The sequence below is a fragment of the Deinococcus depolymerans genome, from assembly GCF_039522025.1.
GTDB classification, from domain to species: Bacteria; Deinococcota; Deinococci; order Deinococcales; family Deinococcaceae; genus Deinococcus; species Deinococcus depolymerans.
In genome coordinates this window covers 224038-250373 of sequence record NZ_BAAADB010000004.1, presented here as the reverse complement: position 1 = coordinate 250373, position 26336 = coordinate 224038, and the positions used below count along the sequence as shown (strand labels likewise).

General features: G+C 71.0%; 22 protein-coding genes. 9 read left to right on the top strand and 13 right to left on the bottom strand.

Annotated elements, in window-relative coordinates:
• The first annotated feature begins 62 nt into the window (after positions 1 to 62).
• The 3 genes from ABDZ66_RS03830 to ABDZ66_RS03820 are packed head-to-tail and all read left to right on the top strand — an operon-like array spanning position 63 to position 2808.
• Positions 63 to 209, top strand: a complete 147-nt coding sequence (locus ABDZ66_RS03830; protein WP_343756250.1) for a hypothetical protein — start codon at positions 63 to 65, stop codon at positions 207 to 209.
• Positions 209 to 1534 (top strand): ArsB/NhaD family transporter, encoded by a 1326-nt coding sequence (locus ABDZ66_RS03825; protein ID WP_343756248.1) that lies wholly within the window; start codon positions 209 to 211, stop codon positions 1532 to 1534. Before ABDZ66_RS03830 ends, ABDZ66_RS03825 begins: the two co-directional genes overlap by 1 nt.
• Entirely contained in the window at positions 1531 to 2808 is a 1278-nt protein-coding gene (locus ABDZ66_RS03820; RefSeq protein ID WP_343756246.1) for a cation:proton antiporter, read from the top strand. The genes ABDZ66_RS03825 and ABDZ66_RS03820 overlap by 4 nt, the downstream gene beginning before the upstream one ends.
• 222 nt (positions 2809 to 3030) lie before the next feature.
• On the opposite strand, the gene ABDZ66_RS03815 is transcribed toward ABDZ66_RS03820, so the two are convergent.
• The gene (locus tag ABDZ66_RS03815) at positions 3031 to 3870 is read right to left on the bottom strand and encodes an IS5 family transposase (RefSeq protein WP_343756244.1); all 840 of its coding nucleotides are present in this window, start codon (positions 3868 to 3870) and stop codon (positions 3031 to 3033) included.
• 259 nt (positions 3871 to 4129) lie between these two features.
• Here ABDZ66_RS03815 and ABDZ66_RS03810 point away from each other — a divergent pair, with 259 nt between their 5' ends.
• Genes ABDZ66_RS03810 through ABDZ66_RS03800 form a run of 3 tightly spaced genes read left to right on the top strand, consistent with a single transcriptional unit; the run spans position 4130 to position 7850 of the window.
• On the top strand, positions 4130 to 4681 hold the full coding sequence (locus ABDZ66_RS03810) for a 2Fe-2S iron-sulfur cluster-binding protein (protein WP_343756241.1): 552 nt from the start codon (positions 4130 to 4132) through the stop codon (positions 4679 to 4681).
• On the top strand, positions 4678 to 5646 hold the full coding sequence (locus ABDZ66_RS03805; protein ID WP_343756239.1) for an FAD binding domain-containing protein: 969 nt from the start codon (positions 4678 to 4680) through the stop codon (positions 5644 to 5646). The genes ABDZ66_RS03810 and ABDZ66_RS03805 overlap by 4 nt, the downstream gene beginning before the upstream one ends.
• Positions 5643 to 7850, top strand: a complete 2208-nt coding sequence (locus ABDZ66_RS03800) for a molybdopterin cofactor-binding domain-containing protein (RefSeq protein WP_343756237.1) — start codon at positions 5643 to 5645, stop codon at positions 7848 to 7850. The genes ABDZ66_RS03805 and ABDZ66_RS03800 overlap by 4 nt, the downstream gene beginning before the upstream one ends.
• A 168-nt stretch (positions 7851 to 8018) precedes the next feature.
• Here the strand turns inward: ABDZ66_RS03800 and ABDZ66_RS03795 are convergent, their stop codons facing one another.
• Both ABDZ66_RS03795 and ABDZ66_RS03790 read right to left on the bottom strand, forming a co-directional pair.
• On the bottom strand, positions 8019 to 8492 hold the full coding sequence (locus tag ABDZ66_RS03795; RefSeq protein WP_343756235.1) for a MerR family transcriptional regulator: 474 nt from the start codon (positions 8490 to 8492) through the stop codon (positions 8019 to 8021).
• Positions 8489 to 9463 (bottom strand): NADPH:quinone oxidoreductase family protein, encoded by a 975-nt coding sequence (locus tag ABDZ66_RS03790; RefSeq protein WP_343756233.1) that lies wholly within the window; start codon positions 9461 to 9463, stop codon positions 8489 to 8491. The genes ABDZ66_RS03795 and ABDZ66_RS03790 overlap by 4 nt, the downstream gene beginning before the upstream one ends.
• A 223-nt stretch (positions 9464 to 9686) precedes the next feature.
• On the opposite strand from ABDZ66_RS03790, the gene ABDZ66_RS03785 reads away from it, so the two are divergent.
• Positions 9687 to 11483 carry an acyl-CoA dehydrogenase gene (locus ABDZ66_RS03785; RefSeq protein ID WP_343756231.1) on the top strand — a complete coding sequence of 599 codons (1797 nt, stop codon included), beginning with the start codon at positions 9687 to 9689 and terminating at the stop codon, positions 11481 to 11483.
• Between the two features lie 440 nt (positions 11484 to 11923).
• Entirely contained in the window at positions 11924 to 12112 is a 189-nt protein-coding gene (locus tag ABDZ66_RS03780; protein WP_343756229.1) for a hypothetical protein, read from the top strand.
• A gap of 360 nt (positions 12113 to 12472) precedes the next feature.
• Here ABDZ66_RS03780 and ABDZ66_RS03775 read toward each other — a convergent pair whose 3' ends face one another.
• The 6 genes from ABDZ66_RS03775 to ABDZ66_RS03750 form a co-directional block, all read right to left on the bottom strand.
• A complete protein-coding gene (locus ABDZ66_RS03775) occupies positions 12473 to 13921 on the bottom strand; it encodes an NAD-dependent succinate-semialdehyde dehydrogenase (protein ID WP_343756227.1) in 1449 nt (482 codons plus the stop codon).
• 40 nt (positions 13922 to 13961) lie between these two features.
• On the bottom strand, positions 13962 to 15473 hold the full coding sequence (locus ABDZ66_RS03770) for an amidohydrolase (protein ID WP_343756225.1): 1512 nt from the start codon (positions 15471 to 15473) through the stop codon (positions 13962 to 13964).
• A complete protein-coding gene (locus ABDZ66_RS03765; protein ID WP_343756224.1) occupies positions 15470 to 16168 on the bottom strand; it encodes a nitrilase in 699 nt (232 codons plus the stop codon). Before ABDZ66_RS03765 ends, ABDZ66_RS03770 begins: the two co-directional genes overlap by 4 nt.
• A complete protein-coding gene (locus ABDZ66_RS03760) occupies positions 16165 to 17526 on the bottom strand; it encodes an aspartate aminotransferase family protein (protein ID WP_343756222.1) in 1362 nt (453 codons plus the stop codon). Before ABDZ66_RS03760 ends, ABDZ66_RS03765 begins: the two co-directional genes overlap by 4 nt.
• Before the next feature lie 65 nt (positions 17527 to 17591).
• On the bottom strand, positions 17592 to 18884 hold the full coding sequence (gene gabT / locus ABDZ66_RS03755) for a 4-aminobutyrate--2-oxoglutarate transaminase (RefSeq protein ID WP_343756220.1): 1293 nt from the start codon (positions 18882 to 18884) through the stop codon (positions 17592 to 17594).
• Between the two features lie 267 nt (positions 18885 to 19151).
• Positions 19152 to 20699: a PucR family transcriptional regulator gene (locus ABDZ66_RS03750; protein ID WP_343756217.1), complete on the bottom strand. Its 1548-nt coding sequence runs from the start codon at positions 20697 to 20699 to the stop codon at positions 19152 to 19154.
• Positions 20700 to 20887: 188 nt separating this feature from the next.
• Here ABDZ66_RS03750 and ABDZ66_RS03745 point away from each other — a divergent pair, with 188 nt between their 5' ends.
• Complete coding sequence (locus ABDZ66_RS03745) at positions 20888 to 22297, top strand: APC family permease (protein ID WP_343756215.1); 1410 nt, start codon at positions 20888 to 20890, stop codon at positions 22295 to 22297.
• Between the two features lie 131 nt (positions 22298 to 22428).
• Here the strand turns inward: ABDZ66_RS03745 and ABDZ66_RS03740 are convergent, their stop codons facing one another.
• The 4 genes from ABDZ66_RS03740 to ABDZ66_RS03725 are packed head-to-tail and all read right to left on the bottom strand — an operon-like array spanning position 22429 to position 26277.
• Complete coding sequence (locus ABDZ66_RS03740) at positions 22429 to 22938, bottom strand: spore coat protein U domain-containing protein (protein WP_343756213.1); 510 nt, start codon at positions 22936 to 22938, stop codon at positions 22429 to 22431.
• Entirely contained in the window at positions 22929 to 25109 is a 2181-nt protein-coding gene (locus tag ABDZ66_RS03735; RefSeq protein WP_343756211.1) for a hypothetical protein, read from the bottom strand. Before ABDZ66_RS03735 ends, ABDZ66_RS03740 begins: the two co-directional genes overlap by 10 nt.
• Positions 25106 to 25828 (bottom strand): fimbrial biogenesis chaperone, encoded by a 723-nt coding sequence (locus ABDZ66_RS03730; protein ID WP_343756209.1) that lies wholly within the window; start codon positions 25826 to 25828, stop codon positions 25106 to 25108. The genes ABDZ66_RS03735 and ABDZ66_RS03730 overlap by 4 nt, the downstream gene beginning before the upstream one ends.
• A gap of 5 nt (positions 25829 to 25833) precedes the next feature.
• On the bottom strand, positions 25834 to 26277 hold the full coding sequence (locus ABDZ66_RS03725; RefSeq protein ID WP_343756207.1) for a spore coat protein U domain-containing protein: 444 nt from the start codon (positions 26275 to 26277) through the stop codon (positions 25834 to 25836).
• Positions 26278 to 26336: the final 59 nt, after the last annotated feature.

Sequence of the window (26336 nt, the reverse complement as noted above, 5' to 3'; positions counted from 1 at the left end):
AATTGGGGGAGACTGCGCGCAGTCTCCCCTTCGTGTTGCCGCGCCCACCCTGGAGGCACAGTATGAAACGCACGGACTCACCCTCAGACCCGAACGACACCGAACCGACTGGCCGCGCCCTCGGTCACATGCTCCTGATGCTGTTCGGGCTGCTCGCCCTCGCCGGTGGGATCGCCACCGTGCTGGGCCTGCTCGTGCGGGGGCACTGATGCACGAGAGCACCCTCTTCAACCTGCCCGCCGCGTGGCAGGCGCCGCTGGCCACCGGCCTGTTCATCGCGACGTACGCCCTGATCCTCGCGGAGAAATACGTTCACCGGACCGTGGCGGCCCTGCTGGGCGCCTGCGCGGTCATGCTGCTGGGCCTGCTCGCCCCGAATCAGGCGTGGGGCGCCATCGACTTCAACACCCTCTTCCTGCTGTTCGGCATGATGAACATCGTCAACGTGCTCAGCCGCAGCGGCTTCTTCGACCTCGTCTCGCGCCGGGCGCTGCTGCTCACGCGCGGCGAGCCGGTCCGCGTCCTGTGGATCTTCAGTGGCCTGACCGCCCTGTTCAGCGCGTTCCTGGACAACGTGACCACCGTGCTGTTCATGGCGCCCCTGGTGGTGACCGTCGTCACGCGCCTGGGCCTCAGACCCGTCCCGTTCCTGATCGCCATCATTCTGGCCAGCAATACCGGCGGCACCGCCACGCTGGTCGGTGATCCACCCAACATCATCATTGGCTCGGTGGCCGGCAAGGGCTTCGGGGACTTCCTGGTGAACGTCGCGCCGTTCGCGGTGGTCGCGTGCGTCGCCGGGATCGCCCTGATGCAGGTGCTGATGACCCGGCGTGGTGACCTGAAGGGCTTCGCGGCGGCCGACCGCTTACAGGCCGCTCTTCAGGACGCGCCGACCCCGGTCGTGAACCGCCGGCTGATGACGCAGGCCCTGGCCGTCTTCGCGGTGACCCTGCTGCTGTTCATGGTGGGCCACCCGCTGGGCCTGGAGGCCGGCCTGATCGCCCTGACGACCAGCACGTTCCTGCTGCTGATCGCGGATCTGGACCCGGTGGCCCTGTTCGAACAGGTGGAATGGGCCACCCTGCTGTTCTTCATGGGGCTGTTCGTGGTGGTCGGGGCCCTGGAACACACCGGCGTCTTCGAGCAGGTGGCGTCGGCCCTGACGACCGCGATGGGTGGGGACGTCGGCACCGGCATCCTGCTGATCGGGCTGGGCAGCGCGCTGATCAGCGGGTTCGTGGACAACATCCCGTTCACGATCAGCATGGCCAGCGTCCTGCGCGAGCTGGAAGGCACGCTGGGCGCCCGGATCGATCCGCTGTGGTGGGCCCTGAGTCTCGGGGCGTGTCTGGGCGGGAATCTCACCCTGATCGGCGCGTCGGCGAACATCGTCGTGGCGGACATCGCGGCGCGTGAGGGTCACCCGATCAGCTTCGGGGGCTTCATGCGGTACGCGACGCCGATCACGGTGATCACGGTGCTGCTGGCGATCGGGTTGTTCTACGGCGCGAACCGGCTGGGGGTCATGTGAATCTGCTGGACCTGAGTGCGGTGCTGGTGGCCATGACGGCCACCCTGGCGTTCCTGAACGCCCGGTTCCTGAAACTGCCCGCCAGTATCGGCGTGACGGTGGGGGGCCTGCTGGTGAGTCTGCTGCTGCTCCTGCTGGCCCGCGCGGGCGTCCCGGCGGCCCTGGCCACCGTGGACGCCGTGCGCAGCGTGCAGTTCGACGAGTTCGTCTTCCAGGGCGTGCTGTCGTTCCTGCTGTTCGCGGGTGCCCTCGGCGTGAACTCGCACGCCCTGTGGGCGCTTCGGGGGCCGGTGCTGGCGTTCGCGCTGCTCAGTACGGCGCTGTCCATCGCACTGGTCGGGCTGGGAACGTTCGCGCTGCTGGGCGCGCTGGGGCTCTCCGTGCCGCTGGTGCTGTGCCTGCTGTTCGGCGCGCTGATCAGCCCCACCGACCCGGTCGCGGTGCTGGGCATGCTCAAGCAGGCGCAGGTGCCCAAGCGCATCGAGACGCTCGTGGCCGGCGAGAGTCTCTTCAATGACGGCGTGGGCGTCGTGGCGTTCGCGGTGCTGGCCGCCCTGGCCACCACCGGGCAGGGGGAACACGCCGCCGCCGGCTGGTCCGGGGTCACGCTGTTCTTCCTGCAGGAAGCTGCCGGCGGCCTCCTGCTGGGCGGCCTGCTGGGGCTCCTGGGGTATCTGGCGCTGCGCGCCGTGAATGACTTCGTGACGGAGGTGCTGATCACCCTGGGGCTGGTACTGGTCGCGACTGCGGCCGCCGCGCACCTGCATGTGTCTGCCCCACTGGCGGCCGTCGCGGCGGGCCTGCTGGTCGGCTCCCTGACCGAGCGGCGCCCGGCGGCCCTGTCCAGCCGGGAGAAGTTCGAGAGCGTCTGGCATCTGCTCGACGAGGTGCTGAACATCGCGCTCTTCGCGCTGCTGGCGCTGGAGATCGTGGCCGTGACGTTCAGTGGGCAGGCGCTCCTGGCGGGCCTGCTGGCCATCCCGCTGGTGCTGCTGGCCCGGGTGCTGAGCGTGCAGGGACCGTACCTGCTGCTGCGACGCCGCACGGCGTTTCCACCGGTGACGCGCCGACTGATGGTGTGGGGCGGCCTGCGCGGCGCGATCAGTGTGGCGCTCGCCTTCACCGTCCCGGCCGGCCCGGCGCGGGATCTGTTTCTGGTCATGACCTACGTGGTCGTGGTGTTCAGCATCGTCGTGCAGGGCCTGACCGTCGGGCAGCTGGCCCGTCAGGCCGCACGTGAACATCAGGAAGCTGCGCCGCCCCCGTCCCAGTGAAACTGGACCGGCACTCACCTTCTGGCTTCATCTGCGGAGTGTCGGGGCTCTCCTTGCAGCGGGCGTGAAGTGGAACGAAGGGCCGCTGGTCACGGATATCGGGAGCGGCAGCGTGGATCTGTGACGATCCACGCTGCCGCTCTCTTGCTGCCTCGGCTGTAACCTGGAGCAGAAATCATCAAATTGCGTCCCAGCCGGTCAGCAATAGACCTCCTGCGAAAGTCACGCCACGCTGGCAACGGTGCGGTTGCACACCGCCGCAATGAGATTGACGCGTAAGGAGAAGCGTCGCCTCCGGTGACGGTACATGTCCTTCAGCACGCGGAAAATCTTCAGACACCGAATGACATGCTCGACCCGCAGGCGGGTCGACGCCAGTTCCCGGTTCTGTTGACGCTGTTCAGGGGTCAGCGGCGCTTTCTTCGTCACTTTGTGTGGTGTGACCGAGTGACCGTGATGCTGCCGAATGCCCTGGTAGCCGGCATCGCCGATCAGCGCCGTCTCTGGATGGATCTGGACGCCCGACTGCCGGAACAGGGTGAGGTCATGCATGGACCCGAAGGCGGTGGCGACGCACAGGATCATGCGGGTGGACACGTTGATCACCACCTGCGTTTTCAGGGTGTGTCGTTTCTTCTTGCCGCTGTACCAGCGGCGTTGTTGGCTGGTCGGCCGCTCACAGGGGGTTTCAGCGGCATCCACGGCGATGATCTGGAAGACGTTCTCTTCCCGTTTCAGGCTCTTGCGGCCAGGAAGTCGGAACTCTCCGCTCCCGATCAGGGCGGTTTCGACGCGTTCCACCGTGCGCTGCACGGTGGTTTCGTGAATGTTCCAGTCGTGGCCGAGGTGAGCGAAGGTGCGGTATTCCCGCCAGAATTCGAGGGTAAGGAGGAGCTGTTCACTCGCGTCGAGGGCGGGGGGTCGACCGGACTTTTTCTTGGAGCGTTCTCGCTGGTCCAGGACGAGTTCCATCTCGGCGAAGGTTTCGGGGTAGATCCCGGTGTGCCGTTTGAAGCGTGTGCGGTTGGGCTGTCGGAGGCGTTCCAGACGGTCGTGGCTCACTCACGCAGGGTAGCGGGGGACTTTCGCAGGAGGTCTATTGAATTCGCCAACAAAGTCTAGTTCCAGCCAACTACCCTGAACGCCGCCGGGACCCGCAAATGAAACGGGGACCGTCCACGCCGCCAGTCGCTGCCCGACCATGAACCGGATTTCACGAAACTCCGTCATGGCGGCCCAGGCCGCCCGCGCATGCTGCGGAGCGCAGGCCACGGACGCTACCCGCCCCCCCTTCCCCACCATTTCCCGGAGGACCATCCAGATGACCCCCAGCACTCCCCAGCTGCCCGTGACCCTGAGGGTCAACGGCGTGCCGCGCACCCTGACCCTCGACCCGCGCGTGACGCTGCTGGACACCCTGCGCGAGCACCTGCACCTGACCGGCACCAAGAAAGGCTGCGACCACGGACAGTGCGGCGCCTGCACCGTGCTGGTCGACGGCACCCGCCTCCTGAGCTGCCTGACGCTGGCCGTCATGCACGACGGGCAGGCCGTCACGACCGTGGAGGGCCTGGGCACGCCCGACGCCCTGCACCCGCTCCAGGACGCCTTCATCCGGCACGACGGCTACCAGTGCGGGTACTGCACGCCGGGACAGCTGTGCTCGTCGGTGGGAACGCTCGACGAGATCGCGCGCGGCGTGCCCAGTCACGTCACCGCCGACCTGGACGACGTGAGCTTCAGCGCCGAGGAACTGCGCGAGCGACTGAGTGGGAACATCTGCCGCTGCGCCGCGTACCCGAACATCATCGCGGCCGTCAGCGAGGTTCACGCCGCCCAGAACGGAACTGCGCAGCCGGAGAAGGGGCAGTGAGGGCCTTCACGTACGAGCGGGCGCTCACGCCCCAGGCCGCCGCCGGGGCGACCCTGGCCGAAGGCGCGAAGTTCATCGCGGGCGGCACGAACCTGCTCGACCTGATGAAGCTGGACATCGAGCGGCCCGCGCACCTCGTGGACATCAACCGGCTGGAACTGAACGCGGTCACGGACACGGCGGACGGCGGCCTGCACGTGGGCGCGCTCGTCACGAACACCGACCTCGCCAGCCACCCGCGCGTGAAGGCCGACTACGCCGTGCTGTCACGCGCCATCGTGGCCGGGGCGTCCGGTCAGATCCGCAACAAGGCCACGACCGGCGGGAACCTGCTGCAACGGGCGCGCTGCCCGTACTTCTACGACACCAACCTGCCCTGCAACAAGCGCGAGCCCGGCAGCGGCTGCGCGGCCCTGACCGGCCTGAGCCGCCCGCTGGCCGTGATCGGCACGTCCGACGCCTGCATCGCGCAGCACCCGTCCGATATGGCGGTCGCGCTGCGCGTACTCGACGCGACCGTGAACACCCTGAAGGCCGACGGCACCGGGCGCACCCTGGCGCTGGACGACTTCTACCGCCTGCCGGGCGACACGCCCCACCTGGAAACCACGCTGGAGGCCGGTGAGCTGATCACGGGCGTCACGCTGCCGCCCCCACCCGGCGGCACGCACGTGTACCGCAAGGTCCGCGACCGCGCGTCGTACGCCTTTGCGCTCGTGTCGGTCGCGGCGGTCCTGAACGGCCGGGACTCCCGCTTCGCGTTCGGTGGCGTCGCGCCCCGCCCCTGGCGTGTGGAGGAGGCCGAGACGGCCCGCGCCGGCGCTGAACCGGACGCGCGTGCCCGCGCCGTGATCGACGCGGCCTTCGCGGACGCGCGCCCCACCGAACAGAACGCCTTCAAGATCCCGCTGCTGCGCCGCACCCTGAGCGCCGTGCTGGCGCAGGCCTCCGGGGAGGAGAAATGAAGTTCGACCAGCCCGCCACACCCAACCCCATCGATCAGGAGCGCGTCGTCACGCGCCCGCACACCCGCCTCGAGGGGCCGCTGAAGGTCACGGGGCAGGCGCCGTACGCCTACGAGTACCAGTTGCCCGAGGCGCCCACGTACGGTTTCGTGCTCGGTGCGGGCATCGCCAGGGGGAAGATCAGGTCCATCGACACGGCCGCCGCCGAGGCCGCGCCGGGCGTGCTGCTGGTCCTCACGCACGAGAACATGCCCGCGCAGGGCGCGTCGGACACGCCCGTCCCGCAGCAGGAGGACGCCTCGCCGCAACTGGCCGGCCCCGAGGTCCGGCACTACCACCAGGCCGTCGCGTTCGTGGTTGCGGAGACCTTCGAGCAGGCGCGTGCGGCCGCCAGCCTGATCGAGGTGGAGTACGAGGTCACGCCCGGCCAGTTCACGCTGGCGGACACGGTGGACAGCGGCGAGGAACCGGACGACGCGGCCGACAGCGTGGTCGGGCACTTCGACCGGGCGTTTGACGAGGCGGCCGTCACCGTGGACCTGACCTACACCACGCCGGACCAGTCGCAGGCACCGATGGAACCGCACGCCACGATCGCCCACTGGGAAGGCGAGGGGCTGACCGTGCACACCGCGCATCAGGTCGTCCACTGGGTCAGGCGGGGGCTGGCCATGACGCTGAAGGTGCCGCAGAAGAACGTCCGCGTGATCAGCGCGTACGTGGGGGGCGGCTTCGGCACGAAACTGCTGTTCTTCTCGGACGCCGTGCTGTCGGCCGCCGCCGCGCGGGTGCTGGGCCGTCCGGTCAAGACGGCGCTGCAACGCCCGCTGATCTTCAACAACACCTCGCACCGCGCCGCGACCATCCAGCGCGTCCGGCTCGGCGCGGACCGCGCGGGGAACCTCTCGGCGGTCGGGCACGACACCTGGACCGGCAACCTGCCCGGCGGGGACAGCGAACCCGCCTGCGAACAGACGAAGTACCTGTACGCCGGCCCGAACCGCCAGATCCGCACCCGCCAGTCCGAACTGGACCTGCCGCCCGGCGCGTCCATGCGCGCCCCCGGCGAGGCCGTCGGGATGCTCGCCCTCGAGGGCGCGATGGACGAACTCGCCGAGAAACTGGGCCTGGACCCGGTCGAACTGCGCCTGATGAACGACGTGCCGTTCGACCCGGAGAAAGGCCCGAAACGGCCCTTCTCGTCCCGCAAGCTCGCGCAGGCGCTGCGGACCGGCGCCAGGGCCTTCGGCTGGGACGGCCGCCCCCGCACGCCCCGCGAACGACAGGAAGGCGAATGGCTGATCGGGTACGGCGTGGCCTCCGCGTTCCGCACGAACCTCGTCAAACCGTCCGGCGCGACCGTCCGCCTGGAACCCGGCGGCACCCTGACCGTCGAGACGCAGATGACCGACATCGGCACCGGCAGCTACACCATCCTCGGGCAGGTCGCCGCCGAGATGCTGGGCCTGACCCTGGAACAGGTGCAGGTGCGCCTCGGAGACAGCGAGTACCCGGCGTCCAGCGGCTCCGGCGGCTCCTGGGGCGCGAACAGCGCGTCCGCCGGCGTGTACGCCGCGTGCGACGCCCTGCGCCGCGACCTCGCGGCAAAGGCCGGGTACACCCACGCGAACGCCGTGTTCCGGAACGGCAAGGTCTGGCAGGGCGCCGAATGCACCGAACTGAGCGCCCTCGCCGGCAGAGAGGGCGTGAGTGCCAACGGCAGCATGACCTACGGCGACCTCGACGAGCAGTTCGCACAGGCGGGCTTCGGCGCGCACTTCGTGGAGGTCCGCGTGAACGCCCACACCGCCGAGATCCGCGTGAACCGCGCCCTGAGCGTCGTCGGGGCCGGGCGCATCCTGAACCCCATCACGGCCCGCAGCCAGTGCCTGGGCGGCATGACCATGGGCATCGGCTCGGCGCTCATGGAGGAACTGCACGTCGACCACGACCTGGGCCTGTTCGTGAACCACGACCTCGGCGAGTACCACGTGCCAGTCCACGCGGACATCCCGGACATGGACGTGATCTTCCTCGACGAACTCGACGACGCGTCCAGTCCCCTGCGCGCCAAGGGCCTCGGGGAACTGGGGATCAGCGGCGTCGGCGCGGCCGTCGCGAACGCCGTGTACAACGCCACGGGCGTCCGGGTGCGCGACTTCCCCATCACGCTCGACAAGATCCTGGCCGGCTGGGACGACTGACGGCCAGGTTCAGGGGCCGCCGGGGGCACGCCTCATACGGATTCCGTTTGTTGCGCCGACAATCCGGAACTTCACCGGATTGCCGGCTCCACGTCCGGAACCCGCCCAGCTCCCACTCGCTTCGCTCGGACCCAGCAGGCTTTGCAGCCCATTCAATCGGAGTCCGTATTACCCGTCCGGGTCGGGGGTCGCGTCGGGCAGGTCGCCCCCGGTGAAGCGTTTGGTGAGCCAGCGGTCGAAGCGGGCCATGTTGTTCGCCTGCCGCTCGAAGGCCGCGTTGATGGCGCGCAGGCGGGTGTGCAGCGCTTTCAGGCGGGTGTCGTCCAGGGGAATGTCCGCGCGGGTCCAGTCGCGGCGGTAGTGGCCGTGGATGTCGTGCGTGGCGCGGCGCAGGATCACCATGTCCCGCGCTTCCTCCAGGGTCATGCCCAGGGCGCGCAGGTCGATCAGGTCGCGCAGCAGCCGCAGCGAGTACGGGCCGTACAGTGCCCGGCCGGACGCGGTCACCTGATCGGGCGTCAGGAGGTTCAGTTCCGCGTAGTGCATGACGGTGCGGCGGGTGACGCCGGCCTCGCGGGCCAGTTCGGCGGTCGTGTAGAAGGTCGGGGTCGGGTCGGGCTGGGGTGGGGTCGGGTCGGTCACGGCGTGATGATCACTTTACCGGTCACGCGGCGCTCGAGCAGGTCCCGCATGGCGCGCGGGCCGTCCTCCAGGGCGTAGCGTTCGCTGACCAGCGGCCGCACCGTGCCGTCCATGACCCAGCCGGCCAGCCGGGCGAGGTTGCGGGCGTTCCCGGCGGGGTCGCGGCGCGCGAACTCGCCCCAGAACACACCCACGACCGACGCGCCCTTCAGCAGCGGCAGGTTCAGCGGCAGGCGCGGGATCTCGCCGCCCGCGAAGCCGATCACGAGATACCGCCCGCCCCACGCGACGCTGCGGAAGGCACTCTCGGCCCAGCGGTCACCGACGGGGTCGAGGATGACGTCCACGCCCTGCTTGCCGGTCAGTGCTTTCAGGGCGTCCTTCAGGTCGGTCTGCTCGTAGTTGATGACCTCGTCCGCGCCGTGCTGGCGGGCCAGTTCGAGTTTCTCATCGGTGCTGGCGGCGGCGATCACGCGCGCGCCGAGTGCCTTGCCGATCATGATGGCGGCCAGTCCCACGCCCCCGGCGGCCCCCAGGACCAGCAGCGTCTCGCCGGCCCTGACCTGCCCCCGGTCGATCAGGGCGTGCATGACCGTTCCGTACGCCAGGGGCAGCGTGGCGGCCACGCCGAGGTCCATGCCGTCCGGCAGGGGCATGACGGCAGCGGCCGGGGCGTTCAGGTGCGTGGCGAACGCGCCGGTCCCGGTGAACGCCGCGACCCGCTGGCCCACACTCAGGCCGCGCACGCCCTCGCCGACAGCGGTGATGATCCCGGCGGCCTCCGCGCCCGGCGTGAACGGCAGCGGCGGGCGCACCTGGTACTGGCCCATGACCATCAGCGCGTCCGGGTAGTTCACGCCGGCGGCGTGCACCTCGATGGTCACCTCACCGGGCGCGGGGGCGGGGGTGGGCGTGTCGAGGACGGTCAGGGTTTCGGGCTGGTCGAAGGCAGTGCAGGTCAGGGCGCGCATGGGGGTTCCTCCAGGGGAAAGGGGTGGGGTGGGTTGAGGCCGTGCGCCCATCTTAGGTCAACTTGACGCGCACGTTCAAAGTTGACGTGCACGTTCACGGTCGGTAGGCTCTGGGTATTCACAGATCGCGGTTCACGGCAGCGCGGGACACCGGCGGCCCACGACCGGCGGAGCCCGTTCGCCCGACCCCATCCCCCTTCCCTGCACCCGAGGAGTGACCCGCATGGCCCCCTTCCTGAACCGACGCGACCTGCAATTCCAGCTGTTCGAGGCCCTCGACACCGAGGCCCTGACCGCCCGCCCCCGCTTCGCGGAGCACAGCCGCGAGGTGTACGAGGACATCCTGAACGTCGCGTACACCGTCGCCGACCGGTACTTCGCCAACCACACCCGCGAGGGCGACCTGAACGAACCGCACGTCGTGGGGGGCCGCGTGCAACTCCCGGCCGCCGTCGGGGACGCCATGCGCGCCTTCCGCGAGGCCGGGTTCTTCAGCGCCCACCACGACGAGGACCTCGGCGGCCTGCAACTGCCGTGGGTGGTCATGCAGGCCGTGCAGGCGCACTTCCAGGCCGCGAACGTGGGCAGCAGCGGCTACCCCTTCCTGACCATCGGGAACGCCAACCTGCAACGCATCTTCGCGTCACCCGAACAGCAGCGCAGGTACATGCTGCCCCTGCTGGAAGGCCGCTGGTTCGGCACCATGGCCCTCAGCGAACCGCAGGCCGGCTCCGGGCTGGCCGACATCACCACCACCGCCACGCCCCTCGCTGACGGCACGTACGCCATCAGCGGCACCAAGATGTGGATCTCCGGCGGCGAGCACGAACTGAGCGAGAACATCGTGCATCTCGTCCTGGCCCGCATCGCGGGCGGACCGGCCGGCGTGAAGGGCATCAGCCTGTTCCTGGTCCCGCGCTACCGCGTGCAGGCGGACGGGAGCGTCGGCGAGAGCAACCACGTCGTCCTGGCGGGCCTGAACCACAAGATGGGCTACCGCGGCACCACCAACACCCTCCTGAACTTCGGCGAGGGCGGGCAGACGGTCGGCGAGCTCGTCGGCGAACCGGGGCGCGGCCTGGCGCAGATGTTCCACATGATGAACGAGGCCCGCATCGGCGTGGGCATGGGCGCCGTCATGCTCGGCACCGCCGGGTACCTCGCCAGCCTGGAGTACGCCCGCGACCGCCGCCAGGGCCGCCACGCCAGCAACAAGGACCCGCACGCGCCGCCCGTCCCGATCATCGAGCACGCCGACGTCCGGCGCCTGCTGCTGCGGCAGAAGGCCTTCGTGGAGGGCGGCCTGGCGCTGGGCCTGTACGCCAGCCGCCTCGTGGACGACCTCCAGACCGGCCCCGAAGCAGAGCGCGCCGACACCGGCCTGCTGCTGGACCTGCTGACCCCCATCGTGAAGAGCTGGCCCAGCCGGTACAGCCAGGAGGCCCTCAGCGACGCCATTCAGGTCATGGGCGGCGCCGGGTACACCCGCGACTTCCCGGTCGAGATGTACTACCGCGACAACCGCCTCAATCCCATCCACGAGGGCACGGAAGGCATCCAGGGCAACGACCTGCTGGGCCGCAAACTCACCCAGGCGGGCGGGCGCGGCCTGAACGTGCTGCTGGAACGCATCCAGGCGGACCTGAACGCCAGCGACGACCTGGACGGCCTCGACGAGATCCGCGCCGCGCTGCGTACCGCCGTCACGCAGTGCACGGCCGCGCTGGGCGCCCTGCTGCCCCGCGCCGCCGAACTCGGCCCGGACCTGCTGCTGGCGAACGCGAACAGCGCCCTGGAAATGCTGGGCCACACCGTCGTCGGGTGGATGTGGCTGCGTCAGGCCGCCGCCGCCGCCCGCGCCCTGCCCGGCGCGCGCCCCGGCGACCAGCCGTTCTACCAGGGCAAACGGCACGCCGCGCGTTTCTACGCCACGCACGAACTCCCGAAGGTGCGGGCGCACGCCGACCTGCTCGCCAGCGCCGACCGGACCACCACCGACATGCACACGGACTGGTTCTGATCGGGCAGCGCTGATACGGACTGCCGTCTGTTCCGTTCACGCCCCGGAACACCACCGATCTGTCAACTCCACGTCCGGAACCCGCCCAGCTCCTTCTCTGCGGAGCAGCTCTCCGAGTCGCATCCGCTCGGATTGAACGGCTTTGTAAGCCATGCAATCGGAGTCGGTATCATACGGATTCCGTTTGTTTCGTTAACAGATCGGAACACCACCGATCTGTCAACGCCACGTCCGGAACCCGGTTTTCTCCCACTCGCTTCGCTCGGATTGAACGGCTTTGTCAGCCATTCAAACGGAGTCGGTATCAGGTGTCGCCGGACAGCGCTGGTCCCCTCGCGGGAGGCGGTAGGAGGCGCATCCGGCCCCGGGACGACGCGGGCAGGGCAGGTGACCGGCCGGTCTGTTAGGAGACTGTCAGGGTGGTTCGTTCAGCATGAAGCATGTTCGCGCAACTGCTGCTGTGGGGAATCACCGTTCAGGTCCTGCTGGGAACAGGCTTAGGGCTGTACTGCGCCTACCTGAGCTGGCGCGGTCCACGGGACCCGCACGGGGACTTCCTGCCCATACCGGACGCCGATCCCCGTCCCGAGACGAAGCCGCGGCTGCGGCACGACACCCACTTCAGCTGATGCGGACTCCGATTGAATGGCTTACAAAGTCATTCAATCGGAGTCCGTATGAGAACCGACTCTCGGTGACCCTAAGGGCACCTTGACCCCCGCTCAAGTTCCGCTCCAGATGGCGTCAAGGTGCCTGTCATCAGCCGCGCGATACCGGCAGGCACACTGTGGACATGGAACTCCTCTTCGCCGTGCTGGCCATCGCTGTGCCCCTGCTGACCGTGCCGGTCCTGTACCCGGCCCGCGCCGAACAGAGCCAGCCGCAGGAGTGACGCTGCGCGCGTGACCCGGTGCCGTTGACGGTGCACGGGTGACACGGACGCCGGATGACCGGAACTCCCTCCACGGAGGGAATCTCCGGCGTCCGGATCAGAGCCCCATGCTGATGTACTTGGTTTCCAGGTACTCCTCAAGGCCCCAGTGACCGCCTTCACGGCCCACGCCGCTGTTCTTCATCCCGCCGAAGGGCATCTGCGGCGCGGCGGCGCTGGGCCCCCCGTCGTTGATGCCGACGATGCCGTACTCGAGCGCTTCCGCCACGCGGAACGCGCGGGACAGGTCACGGGTGTACGCGTACGCGGCGAGGCCGTACTCGGAGTTGTTCGCCAGCGCGAGCGCCTCCTCCTCGGTGTCGAACACCACGACAGGCGCCACCGGGCCGAAGGTCTCCTCCCGCAGGATCAGGGAGTCCGGGTGGACGTCCGTGAGGACCGTGGGGTGGAAGTACAGGCCCTCCTTGTGCGTGCCGCCCACGGTGGCCCTCGCGCCGCGCGCCAGGGCGTCCTCGACCTGCGCCCGCACCTTGTCCAGCCCCGCCTGCTCGACGACCGGGCCGACCCCCGTGCCGTCCTGCAGCGGATCGCCGAGCACGAGCTCCCCGGTGAGTTTCGAGAGGATGGCCGTGAATTCCCCGGCGACCTCGCGCTGCACGTACACCCGGTTGGTGCTGATGCAGGTCTGCCCGGCGTTGCGGAACTTGCTGCCGACCACCTCGCGCGCGGCTCTGGTCAGGTCCGCGTCCGCGAAGATCAGGAACGGGGCGTGTCCGCCGAGTTCCAGGCTGACGCGCTTGACGGTCTTCGCGGCCTGCTGGTACAGCAGCCGCCCGACGGCGGTGCTGCCGGTGAAGGTCAGTTTGCGCACGCGCTCGTCTTCCATGAACGGCGCGCTGAACGCGGGGGCGTCGTTGGTGGGCAGCACCTGCAGGGTGTTGGCGGGGCCGCCGGCCTCCAGCCACAGTTCCGCGAGGTACAGCGCCGTCATGGGGCTCTGCTCGGCCGGTTTGAGGATCATGACGCAGCCGGCGGCCAGGGCGGGCGCGGCCTTGCGGGTGATCATGCCGGCCGGGAAGTTCCAAGGGGTCACGGCGTACACGATCCCGACGGGTTCACTGCTGGTGAAGCCGCGCTTGTGATCGAAGCGGCTGGGCACGCGCTCGCCGCCGATGCGGCTGGCTTCCTCGGCGCACCACTCGATGAAACTGGCGGCGTAATGCACCTCGCCGCGCGTCTCGGTGATGGGTTTGCCCATCTCCAGGGTCATCAGCCGCGCGAGCTCTTCCTTGTGGACGAACATCAGGTCATGCCACCGGCGCAGGATCTGGCCGCGCCGGTAAGGGTTGACGCGCCGCCACTCCTTCAGGGCGGCCTCGGCGGCGTTGATGGCCCGCCGGGCGTCGTCGGCGCTGCAGTCGGCCACCGAACCGATGGGTTCCAGCGTGCCGGGGTGGATGACCTCGAAGGTCTTCGGCGTTGCGTGCCACCCGCCGTCGAAGTAGGCCTTGGAGCGGGTGACGGGATCGTTCAGGAGTGTGGTCATGGGGCCTCCGGGGGCGGAAAGAAATCGGCAGGGAATGGAATCAGGCGGTCGGGGCGACGGCCCCGCGGACCGGGAGGTCCGGCCAGGCGTGAGGGTCGGTGCTGAAGAGATCGCCTCCGATGATAGTGAGGTCGGCGTGCTTCCCGCGGTCCAGTGTCCCGCGCTGCTGATCGTCCCCGTGCGCGACCGCGCCGCCCCGCGTGTACGCCCCGAGCGCCTGGGAGAGCGTGACCGCCTGACCCGGCACGTACGGCTCGGCCACCGCCGCCGCCAGCCCGGCGAGGGGCCGCAGTTCCCGCACGACCGGCCCGTCCGACGAGAACGCCACGTCCAGCCCCGCGTCGAACATGGCCCGCAGCGGGAACACCTGCCCGGCCAGTTCGCCGGGCACGTAGCGGTCGTAGTTGGCGCGCAGTTCATGCAGGAACACCGGCTGCGGCACCACGATCACGTTCAGGTCACGCGCGGCGCGCAGGTGCCCGGCGTCCGGCAGGCCGAAGTGCTCGATGCGGTGCCGCGGCCCTGCGGGATGCTCGCGCGCCAGCCGCGCGTACACGCCGAGCAGCTGCGTCAGGGCCACGTCCCCGATGGCGTGCGCGCCGATGCGCAGGCCCGCCACGTGCGCCTCTCGGGCCAGTTCGTACAGTTCGGCGGTGTCGAAGCGCAGCACGCCGCGCGTGCCGGTCTCCCGGAACGGCACGCTGACGGCCGCGGTCGCGCCGCTCAGGCCGCCGTCCAGGAAGAACTTCACCGAGTCGCAGCGCAGCATCGGCGACAGATACCTCTCCGGCAGCGGGTAGGTGGCGGCCCCGCCGTCCGGCCGGCGGATGAACAGCAGGTTCACCCGGATCGGCAGGCGACCCGCGGCGTCCAGCGCCCGGTACGCGTCGTACAGTGGTGGATCGACCGCCGGGTCCGTCGCGGCCGTGTAGCCCAGCGCCTTCAGGTGGGTCAGGCCGGCCAGGATCCACGCCTCGAACTGCGCCTGGGTGGGGGCGGGCATCGCGCCGTACACGAGGCCGTACGCGGTCTCCGTGAGGATCCCGCGCGCGTAGTCGATCTCACCGCCGGCCGGTGCGGGCGTCCCGGGGTGGATGCCGGCGCGTTCCAGCGCGGGTGTGCTGACCGCGTGGATGTGCGCGCAGGTGCGCGTGAGCAGCGTCGGCCGTCCCGGCGCGAGCCGGTCGAGCAGTTCGCGCGTGGGTGGAGCGCCCAGCCGCGCCTCGTTCCACCCGCGGCCCCACAGCCACGCGCCCTGCGGGAGCTGCGCGTGCCGTTCGGCCACCCGCGCGGCGAGGTCGTCCAGTGAGGTCGCGTCCCGCAGGTCCAGCAACGTCGTGCGGAGCTGCCCGACCTTCCACACGTGGACGTGCGCGTCGGTGAAGCCCGGGAAGGCACTCGCGCCCTCCAGATCGACGCGCCGGACGCCGGGACCGTCCAGGTCGGCCAGGGAGCCGCTCTGCAGCACGCGTCCGTCCCGCACCAGCAGGGCCTCCACCCGCCGGGCGTCCGCCCAGGGGTGGATCGGGCCGCCGTGATACAGCGTGCTCATGGACGGTACTCCCGGTTGCGCCACACGATGAACACCCCGTAGTTCCGGCACGAGTCGTCTTCCAGGTAGTCCGGGATGACGCCCCACACGCCGTACCCGCGTCTGAGCTGCACGCTCAGCACCGGGTCCGCGAGTTCGCCGCGGATGACTGCCATCACGTACTGCTCGATGCTCAGGTCAGCCGCGACCCGCCCGTAGCCCTTGGGCATGGCCCCGGCGACGTGCCCGCGCAGGTTCAGCCGGCGGATCAGGTCATGCCGCGCGCCGTACAGCAGCGTGGCGAGGCCCTGCCCCCGGCAGCCGGGGTGCACGCCGATGTCCGCGCCGTACAGCCACTCGCCGTGCGGGTCGTGCGTGGTGAACAGGTTGTTCCCGGTTTCCTGCAGGTACGGGTGCGCGTAGTGCGCGAAATCCACGTTCATGCGCAGGTCGCTGCTGGAGGCCACGAGTTCGCCTGTCTCGACGTCCAGCACCGCCAGCTGCCCCTCCGGGAAGTGCGCCTGATGCGACCGGAAGTGCGCCTCCGTGGCGATCTCGTCCTCCGAGAGGTCCGGGAAGCAGGCGCGCTGCACGGCCTCCAGCGCCGGGGTGTCGTCCGCGCGGGCCTGCACGACCACGTAGCGGCCGTCCGCGCGGGCGGCCAGCACCGCGCGGTCCCGGAAGCTCCGGCCTGCCGGACGGGTCTGGCCGATCACGCGGTCACGGCCTCCGGTTCGCGCAGCGCCGCGTACGCCTCGCGCACGGCGTCCGCCACGGCGCTCAGCGCCTCGCGCAGCATGTCCTCCGGGATGTCCAGCGCCGGCAGGAAGCGGATGCAGTTGGAGTACAGCCCCGCGCGGATCAGCAGCACGCCCCGCTTCACGGCCAGCGGCACCGCGTTCGCGATGACCTCCATCCACGGTTCCTTCGTCCCGGCGTCCTTCACGAATTCCACGACCATCATCGCGCCGATCCCGCGGATGTCCCCGATGGGCAGCTCGCCGCGCAGCGGCTCCCAGACCTCGCGTACCACGCGCTCCACGGTCCTGGCGTTGTCCATGAAGCCGGGCTCGTGCAGCACGTCCAGCACCGCCAGCGCCGCCGCGCAGGCCAGCGGGCTGCCGCCGTACGTGCTGCCGATCCCGCCCAGGTGCGGGGCGTCCATGATCTCCGCGCGGCCCGTGACGGCACTCACGGGCACGCCCGCCCCCAGGCTCTTGGCGGTGATGACCAGGTCCGGGATCACGCCCGAGTGCTCGATGGCGTACATCTTCCCGGTGCGGCCGCTGCCGCTCTGGATCTCGTCGGCGATCATGACGGCGCCCGTCCGGTCGCAGATCTCGCGGATCTTCCGCAGGAACCGCGCGGGCGTGGGAATGAACCCACCCTCGCCCATCACCGGCTCGATCACGATGCAGGCCAGGGCCGAGCCGTCGATCTGCGCGACCAGGGCGTTCTCCAGGTTCCAGCAGCACCAGTCGGTCCAGCCTTCCGCGTCCATGCCGGCCGGCGGGCGGTACGGGTTCGGGAAGGGCAGGCGGTACACCTCGCTCGCGAACGGCCCGAAGCCCTTCTTGAACAGCCCGTACTTGCTGGTCATGGACATCGTCAGGTTCGTGCGCCCGTGGTACGCGCCCTCGAACACGATGATCCCGGCGCGGCCCGTGTAGGCGCGGGCGATCTTCACGGCGTTCTCCACGGCCTCCGCCCCGCCGTTCGCCAGCAGCGTCTTCTTCGGGAAGTCGCCCGGCGTCAGCGCGTTCAGGCGTTCGGCCAGCGCCGGGTAGCCCTCGAAGTTCACGACCAGCGCCCCCGGGTGGACCGCCTGCGCCACCTGGTTATGCAGCGCCTGCACCACCCGCGGGTGGTTGTGCCCGACCGCCATCATGCCGATCCCGCAGGCCAGGTCGATGAAGGTGTTGCCGTCCACGTCCTTGACCAGCGAGCCCTGCGCGGACGCCACCGCCACGGCGTTCGCCTGCCCGAGTCCCCTCGACACGGCGTCGGCGCGGCGTTGCTGGAGGGCGACGGACTGCGGGCCGGGAATGGGCGTGTTCAGCTTGATGTACGGCATGGGGAACTCCTTGACTGGGGTGAGGGGGAAGGGACAGGGCGGGGAGGTGCAGGGTCTCGCGCGCCTCAGCTGCCGGCCGCGGCCCGCACCGCGCCCGTGAATTTCTCCAGGCCCTCGCCCAGTTCGTCGTCGGTGACGGTGACGGGCACGAGGACGCGGATGACGTTGGCGTACATGCCGGCCTTCAGGAGCAGCAGACCGCGCGACCGGGCTTCCTCGACGACGCGGGTGGCCAGGTCGGGGTCGGGTTCGCGGCTGACGCGGTCTTTCACGAATTCCAGGGCGATCATGGGGCCCTGGCCGCGCACGTCGCCGACGCCGCCGATTTCGGCCTGCAGGGCTGTGAAGGCGTCGTGCAGGCGTCCCCCGACGTGCCGGGCGTGGTCGAGCAGCGTGCCGTCCTCGAACAGGCCCAGTACCGCGAGGCCCGCCGCGCACGCCAGGGGATTGCCGGCGTACGTGCCGCCGAGCCCGCCGGTCTGCGGGGCGTCCATGATCTCCGCGCGGCCCGTGACGCCGCTGATGGGCAGGCCCCCGCCGATACTCTTGGCGAAGGTCAGCAGGTCCGGCTGCACGCCGCTCGCCTCGATGGCCCAGAAGTGCCCGGTGCGGCCCACGCCGCTCTGGATCTCGTCGGCGATGAACACGATGCCGTGCTCGTCGCACAGCCCGCGCAGCGCCCTGAGGAATTCGACCGGGGCGGGCAGGAAGCCGCCCTCGCCCAGCACGGGTTCGAGGATGATCGCGGCCACGCGGCTGGCGTCCACGGCCGTGCGGAACAGTTCGCGCAGGCCCTCCACGGCAGCCTCGACGCTGGTGCCCCGGTACTCGTACGGAAAGGGCGCGTGATACACGTCGGGCGCGAACGGACCGAAGTTCTGCGAGTAGTACGCCTTCTTGCCGGTCAGGGTCATGCCCATCAGGGTGCGGCCGTGGAAGGAATGCGTGAACGAGATCACCGCCGGGCGGCCCGTGTACGCGCGGGCGATCTTGACGGCGTTCTCGGTGGCCTCCGCGCCGGTCGACAGGAACACCGTCTTGGCCCGGCCGCGGCCAGGGAACCGGGCGTTCAGGGCCTGCGCGAGCCGCAGGTACGGTTCGTACGCCGTGACCTGAAAGCAGGTGTGCGAGAAGTTCGCGAGTTGCGCCTGCACGGCCGCCACGACCGCCGGATGATTGTGCCCGACGTTCAGCACGCCGATCCCGCCGATCCAGTCGTGGTACTCGCGGCCCTCCACGTCCCACAGCCGCACGCCCTCGGCGCGGGCCGCCACGATGGGATGCGCGAGGCTGACCCCGCGCGGGATTTCCGATGCTCGCAGGGCCAGCAGCTCCTGGGTGCGGGTGGTGACGGTCATGGGGTCTCCTTGAGGGACGGCGCGCCGGGCGCGGCCGCGGGAACGGGAAGCAGGGGGTGGGCAGTGCGGGGTCGGCAGGAGCAGGGTCAGGAGAGACGGGGTCAGCGTACCGGGCCCACCCGCCCCGGACCCCGGAGGAAACCCACAGCCGTCCGCCCCTGTCCCTGTGGGAAACGCACAGGAACAGGGCGTTCCTGCGGGACGGGGTCCGGACCGAACGGGGCTGGTCACCCGCTCAACCGGAGGTCCGTACAACCGCAGGCCGGATCAGGTCTGCAGGTGCTCGAGCTGCAGCGCCAGCCACCACAGGCTGCGGGTCTCCGGCAGCGCCAGCGGTCGCCCGGTCAGCGCCTCGATCCGTTCCATGCGGTAACGCAGCGTGTTCGCGTGAATGCCCAGCCGCGCGGCCGTCTCCACCTGCGAGAACGCGGTGGCGCACAGCGCCTCGACCGTGCGCCGCAACTCCCGCCCGCCCCGCACGGCTGCCAGCGGACCCAGCAGCTGACCCGTCAGGTCCGCCTGCGCGGCCCGGTCACCGCTCAGGGCGCGCGGCACCAGCACCTCCGCATACGACCGCAGCTGGCCCGGCCTGGCGTGCGCGGCCAGCGTCAGCGTCTCTGCGCGCCCCTCGGCCACGCCGGCCGCGCCGCGCCGCACCCGGCTGTACACCATTCCGCCGGGCGCCTGCGGCCCGGCCGGCCAGCCCAGCCGCGCCCACACCCGCTCCGGACTCAGCCGGGCCGGCAGCAGGAACCACACGGTGTTCAGGGTCACGCTGACCAGCGGCGCCGTGCCCAGCGACCCGAGCACCTGCCGCAACGCCTGCGCCGCCCGCTCGCGGCCCGCGAAGCCCTCGGCCGTGAGCGGCAGGGGGTCACGCAGGACCAGCAGGCCCACGGCGTACTCGCCGTCCGGATCGAAGCCCAGCCGCGCGGCGCGTTCCTGCGCGGTCGGATCGTCCGTGAACCGCCCCTCCAGCACCGTGTCCACGAAGGCGTACCCCAGCCGCGCCTCCCGCACCTCGGCGTCATGCTGCGCCAGCAGCAGCAGGCCCGCCACGGTCGCGGCGTGCTCGGCCGCCCGGACCGCCAGTTCCTGCGCCGCGCCGGGCACGCTCCCACCCGGGTGGGCGTCCCCGCGCCCCGCTGGTCCGGACACCCACACGCCCCCCTCACGCCCTCCGCGCAGGACCACCGGCACCAGCGTCCCGCCGGCCAGCTCGCGCGGATGGCTTCCGGGTCGCGCCAGCGCCGCCGCCGCCGCCCCCCCGTCCGGCGCCGGTCCTGGCGTGAGCGGCAGTCCGTCACGCCCCAGGACCACCGCGTGCCGGCCCAGCCCCTCGGCCAGGGTGTGCGCCACGTCCGACAGGTTCCCGCTCAGGGCCGCGCGGGTCAGGGCGCGGTGAATGCGCTCGCTGCGCCGCAGCACGTCCGCCTGCTCCTGAAGGACGTGCGCGTGGATCTCCTGCACCACCTGCGCGAACGGCACCTCGTACGGCAGTTCCAGCGCCGGAATGCCGCGCGCCGCGAGCGCCGCCGCCACCTGCGGCGGGAACGCCGTGAAGAAATGCGGGGTGGCCAGCACCACGGCCGCCGGCTCGCACGCCGCGAGCCCCTCCCCGAACGCCGCGAGTTCCTGCGCGTCACGCGGCCAGGACAGACCGGTCGACAGCAGGAACGTTCCCGGCGTCACCCACCGGGCGGTGTCCGGCACGTCCACCACGTGCGCCACGCCCACCACGCGGTTCAGGTCCCCCTGGCCGACCCGGCGCGCCGTGCCCAGGGACGGCAGGTTCAGGGCCTCGGTCACGCGCACGCGGACCCCCGGTCGAAAGTGTTCATGCCTCACCCTAGCGCTTGCCATGGTGCAAGACCTCCAGGGAAAACAGGCAATTGCTGGGGGGAATGTCCAAAGGCAGCGGCGCGGCCGCCCCGTACGCTGCGTGACACTCCAACCCGGCCGCCCCCCTGCCCTGCTTCCCACGCTCCCCCCGCGAGGTTCCCATGACCGTATCCGCACCGCCCGCCGCGCCCGCACCCTCGAAACTCGGTCTGTGGGGCGTCGTCATGGTCATCTACTTCACGGTGGCCGGCGGCGCCTTCGGCATCGAGAGCCTCGTGGGTTCCAGCGCGCCCGGCATGGCCCTGATCCTGGTCCTGCTGACCCCCTTCATCTGGAGCATCCCGACCGTGCTGATGGTCACGGAACTCGCCACCGCCATGCCCGTCGAGGGCGGCTACTACGTGTGGGTCAAACGCGCCCTGGGCCGCTTCTGGGGCTTCGTGCAGGGCTGGACCGCGTGGCTGTACGGCATGGTCGTCGCCGCGAGTTTCGCCGCGCTGTTCACCGACTACAGCAGTTCCTTCCTGAAACTCGCGTTCGGGATGGACCTGCTCGACGTGTACCCGGTCGCCCGCTGGCTGGTCGCCGCCGCGCTGATCGCCGTCTTCGCCTGGATCAACATTCGCGGCGCGAAGGCCGTCGGGGACTCCAGCAAGGTGTTCGCCGCGATGGTGTTCGTGCCGTTCATCATCATGATCGTCATTGCCCTGATCCGCTGGCTGCAAAACCCCGCGCCCTTCTGGCAGCCTCTCACGCCGCCCGACACCGGCGTCACCGGCGCCTTCGGCCTGGGGCTGTTCATCGTCATGTACAACTACCTCGGCTGGGACGGTATCAGCACCATCCTCGAGGAGATCAAGAACCCCCTGAAGGTCATTCCGAAGGCGATGCTGATCGCCGTTCCGCTGGTGATCCTGGGGTACCTGCTGCCGGTCGTGGCCGGCCTGAGCGCCGGCGTGGACTACGCCAAGTGGGGCGACACCGTCTCCTTCCCGGAACTCGCCAGCGCCATCGGCGGCCGCTGGCTGGGCATCTGGGTGGCGCTGGGCGGCATGTTCTGCGCCATGGGCCTGTTCAACGCCATGATCCTCTCGAACTCCCGCCTGCCGTTCGTGTTCGCCGCCGACCGCTACCTGCCCGCCCGCTACATCGAGCGGCACCCGCAGTACGGCACGCCCTTCCGGGCCGTGATCCTCAGCGCCGTCATCTACGCCCTGCTGGTCGTCGGGCCGTTCCAGACGCTGGCCGTCACGACGGTGCTGCTGTACGGCGTGTCCCTGATCCTGCAGTTCGCGGCGCTGATCGTCCTGCGTGTCAAGGCGCCGGACATGCCGCGTCCCTTCCGGGTGCCCGGCGGCCTGCCCGGCGTGCTGCTCGTCGCGCTGCTCCCCACCTTCATCATCGTTCTGGCCGTCCGGGGCACGGTCCTGGACTCCGGCCCGTCCTTCCTGGGGCTGGCCGGGGCGCTGCTGGCCTCCGCGCCGGTCGCGTACCTGGTGCTGGGCGCCCTGTTCAAACGCGGACAGGCCGACACGCTCACGCACGAGGTCAGACCTGTCGGGCACGACTGATACGGCCTCCGGTTGAACGGTTGACCAAGACCGTTCAATCCGAGCGAAGCGAGTGGGAGCTGGGCGGGTTCCGGACGTGGAGTTGACAGATCGGTGGTGTTCCTGGAGGGCGGGACAGACGGCTGTCCGGATCAGAACTCGACGGTGACGGTCACGGTGTCGCTGTACGTCCCGGCAAAAACCCGCTGTCCGGCCGGGACCACGCCGTTGACCGTCAGGACCGCGCTGCCCAGCGTTCCCAGCGTGACCGGCAGCAGGACGGTGCCCGTCACGGTGGATGTCCCGGCACTCCCGTCGCCCCAGCGGGCGCCCAGCGGGGTGAACAGCTGGTAGTTCAGCGTGCCGGACACGTTGCCCCGCAGGGCCTGCGCGGCGTAACTGCCCTGCTGACCGGAACCGAGCGAGACCCGGAACGGAACGCTCAGCGGATCGGTGACCTGGGACGCCCGGCACGACAGGCCCAGGGACGCGCTGCCGGTCGTGGGGGTCGGCCAGGCGGGATCATACGTCCCGAACGACAGGGGCGTGACGGTCAGCAGGCAGGTGACGGCCGCCTGCGCTCCACCGCCCAGGGCCGCCAGCGCGGCCAGGAACAGCGCGGCCGGCCAGGCCCGGGCACGCCGGGCGGAGATCAGCGGCACGGCAGGACCTCCGCCGGTCCCCACACGCAGGTCAGCTGAGCGCCGCCCGGCAGGAGCACGACCAGCGGATCGCCGTCCCGCGCGGAGGGCAACAGCACGTAACTGCCGTCGAGCAGCGTGACCGGCTGGCCGCGCAGCCATACCTGCGCGCCGGGCGGGACCGGCACGCGGCGCAACGGTTCACGCCGCAGCTCGCCACCGAGGTCCACGAGCTGCACGGTCGCGCTGCCCAGCGCCACGCGCACGTCCTCGCGCAGCGCCGTGACGCCCAGTGGCAGGCCTTCGGTGTCGATGCTGACCACCAGGAACTCCTGGCCGAGCAGGAACGGCAGGTGCGCCACGCCCCGGCTGTCGCTGATGGCGCGGGCCCCGTTGGCGCGGACCGGGACTCCCGGCTGTCCGAGCTGCACCTTCAGCACGCCGCTGAAGCCGGTCGGCAGCAGGTCCGGGGTGGGTGTCAGGGCCAGCGAACCGCCCAGCGTGACGGCCAGCGTGCCGGGCGGGCCGAGCGTGCCGTTCAGGCGCAGTGACACCGGGCCGCTGGCGCTGACCGTCAGGGCCGGGTCCGGGCGGATGTCCGCGCGGTAGGAGGCGTTCCAGCCCGGCAGGTACAGCGGGCCCTGCGCGCTCAGCTGGGTCCGGGTGCCGTCGCTGTCGGTGCGGGCGCCGCTCTCGACGGTCAGGTCCGGCTGCGCGCGGCTGAGGGTGAGCAGCAGTTGCCCGGTCAGCTGCCCGCCCGCGCGGGTGGCGGTCGCGCCCAGTCGCGCGCTCCACCCGGCCGGGAGCCACCCGCGGGGCAGGGCGGTGCGGGCCGAGGCGCTCACCTCGGGGCCGGTCCGGCCCTGCCCGCCGCTGAGTTGCGCCTGCGCCGCTCCCCAGGGACCCTGCCAGCCGACACTGGTCTGCACCTGCCAGCGGTCCAGTCCGGCGGGCGTCCAGTCGGTCAGGGTGCGCGCGCCGAACTGAACGCCCCGCCGGTCCGCCTGCAGGCCGGTCTCGGCGGTCAGGTGCGGGCTGTCCGCCTCGCGCCGGGCGGTCAGGCGGGCACTCAGGGTCACGGGCACGCCAGCCGCGTTCAGGTTGCCCTGCGCGCTCAGGCCCAGCCGGTCCTGCGGGCCGAGGTCGCCGTCCAGGGTGTACTCGACCTCGCGGGCCGTCCAGCGCAGTTGCGCGGCCCACTCGTCGCGGGCGGTCCGCCGGTACTCGATCCGTCCCTCGACCTCGCCCGGGGCGCGGCGGTCAGCGCGCGCGTCGAAGGGCAGGCGCTGCTCGCGGGTGCCGGTGGCGTCGGTGACGGTCAGCGTGGCGGTGCCGGCCGTGGCGGGGAACGGCAGGTCCCGCAGCTGTGTGCGGCCGGCCGGGACGGTCCCGGCGGACAGGACCGCCGCGCCGAGCTGCACTGAGTACGTGGCGGGGGTGGCCGTCTCGATCCACACGTCCGGGGTGGGCGGGCGCGGCGCCCGGCGCTGCACGCTGAAGCCGGGGGCGCTGCCGGCCGGTCCGGGCAGCAGGCCGGCCCGGGCCTCCCAGGTGCCGCCCTGCGCGTCGGGGCGGCGCAGGTACGCGTAGGCCGCGCCGACCTGCCCCGAGACGGGCGGCGCGGCGGCCGTGGGGACGGCGGCAGGCGCCGCGCCGCTGACGGCCGCGCCACTGACAGCCGCGACGAGGCCCGCTCCGCCCGGCAGCTGCGCTTCCAGATGCAGGGCGCCGCTGACGCCCAGACTGCCCGGCGCGGTCGTCTGCGCCGCCACGCTGGCGTGCAGGACCGCGCCGCTGCTCGGCGTGGCGGGCGTGGCCGACCCCGCGCTCCGCTCGCCGTAGAAGGCGGCGCCGGGCTGAACGGTCAGGGTCAGGGTGTCCAGGTGCAGCTCGGCCGGCAGGGTCAGCGGCGTGAACAGGAGCGGGCCGCAGCTGCTGTCCAGCCCGATCAGGGGCGCGTCGGCCGCCAGGATCAGCAGCTGCTCGCCGAGCTGCGCGGCGAGCGTCTCGCCCAGCACGGTGCGGCCGTCGGTCAGTTCCACCGGTAGTTGCTCGCTGGCCGGGACGGTCACGCAGGCGAGCGCCGCGGGAAGCGGGGTGGCCGGGGCGGCTGCGGCCCACGTGACCGGCGGGGCCGCGAGCAGCAACAGCGTGAGCAGCAGGTGGGCCAGGGGGCAGGCCCGCCAGGTCACGGACGGACCGGGTCGATCGGCAGCGACTGGAGGCGGCCGTCCTCGTCGGTGTACCGCAGGCCGGTCACGGCGCCCTCGGCCGGCAGGGTCAGGGAGCGTTGCGTGCCGGGCAGCACGTATGTCAGGCCCAGCGGGACCCAGCGGCCGGCGAGTTGCGCCTCGAGCGCCCCGAGTTTCGCGTGGCCGCTGCCGACGTTGCGCAGGGTCAGGACGCGGCCCAGCTGCCCGGCCTTCACCTGGGCCTCGCCGCGCGGACCGTCGAACAGCGGCACACTCAGGCGCAGCAGCGTCTGAACGCCGGTCGCGCCGGCGGTCGGCTGCTGGGTGAGCAGCAGCCGGTAGGCCCGCTGGGTGGTGGGTGGGGTGCCCAGCCGCGCCAGGCGCAGCACCTGTCGCCCGCCGGCGGGGAGGGTCAGCTGGGCGGGCGCGACGATCATGTCCGGCGTGGGGGTCAGGGCGTCCGTGCCGGACTGTGTCCAGCCCATCAGCTGGGCGCTGAACGTGACGGGCTGCGTGCCGGAGTTCGAGACGGTCACGCTGACCGTCCGGGCGCCCGGCGCCAAGTTCAGGGTGGTCGGACTGACGCTCAGCGAGAACGATCCCGCGCCCTGCGCGGAGACGGCCGGGCCAAGTGTCAGCAGGCCCAGCAGGGTGGCCTGCAGAAAGCGCCGCCCGGTGCTGGACCGGGAGGCGCTGCCTTCTGAACGGAACCGGATCATGCCCCTCAGTATTCCAGAGTCAGGGTCACCACGTCGGAGTAGGTGCCGGCGCTGGTCACCTGGGCGCCGGTGGCGGTGATGGCAACCGCGACGTTCGTCGTGAAGTCCCCGCCGGTCAGGGGCGTCGCGCCGGTCGAGAACCCGACGGGCGTGGTCACCATGGTGTAGTTCAGGTACTTGTCGAGGGTGCTGTGTTTCATCCGCAGGCCGCCGCTGTAGTTCTGGCCGTTGTTGGTGCTCACCGTGAACAGGGTGGGTACGTTGCAGGTGACGGCCAGGTTGGCGGTGCCGGTGCTGCCGGAAACGAAGTTGTAGTTGCCGAGGTTCAGCGTGGCGCTGGCCAGGGTGCACGAGGCGTTCACGGTGGTCGTGATGGTGAGGGTGCCGGTGGTGGAGACGGCGAGGGCGGAACCGGAGAGCAGCAGGGCAGTGGTCAGGAACTGTTTCATGAGGGGCCTCCTGATGCACCTGCCCGTCCGACAGTCCGTGGGGGCGATGCAACTGAGGC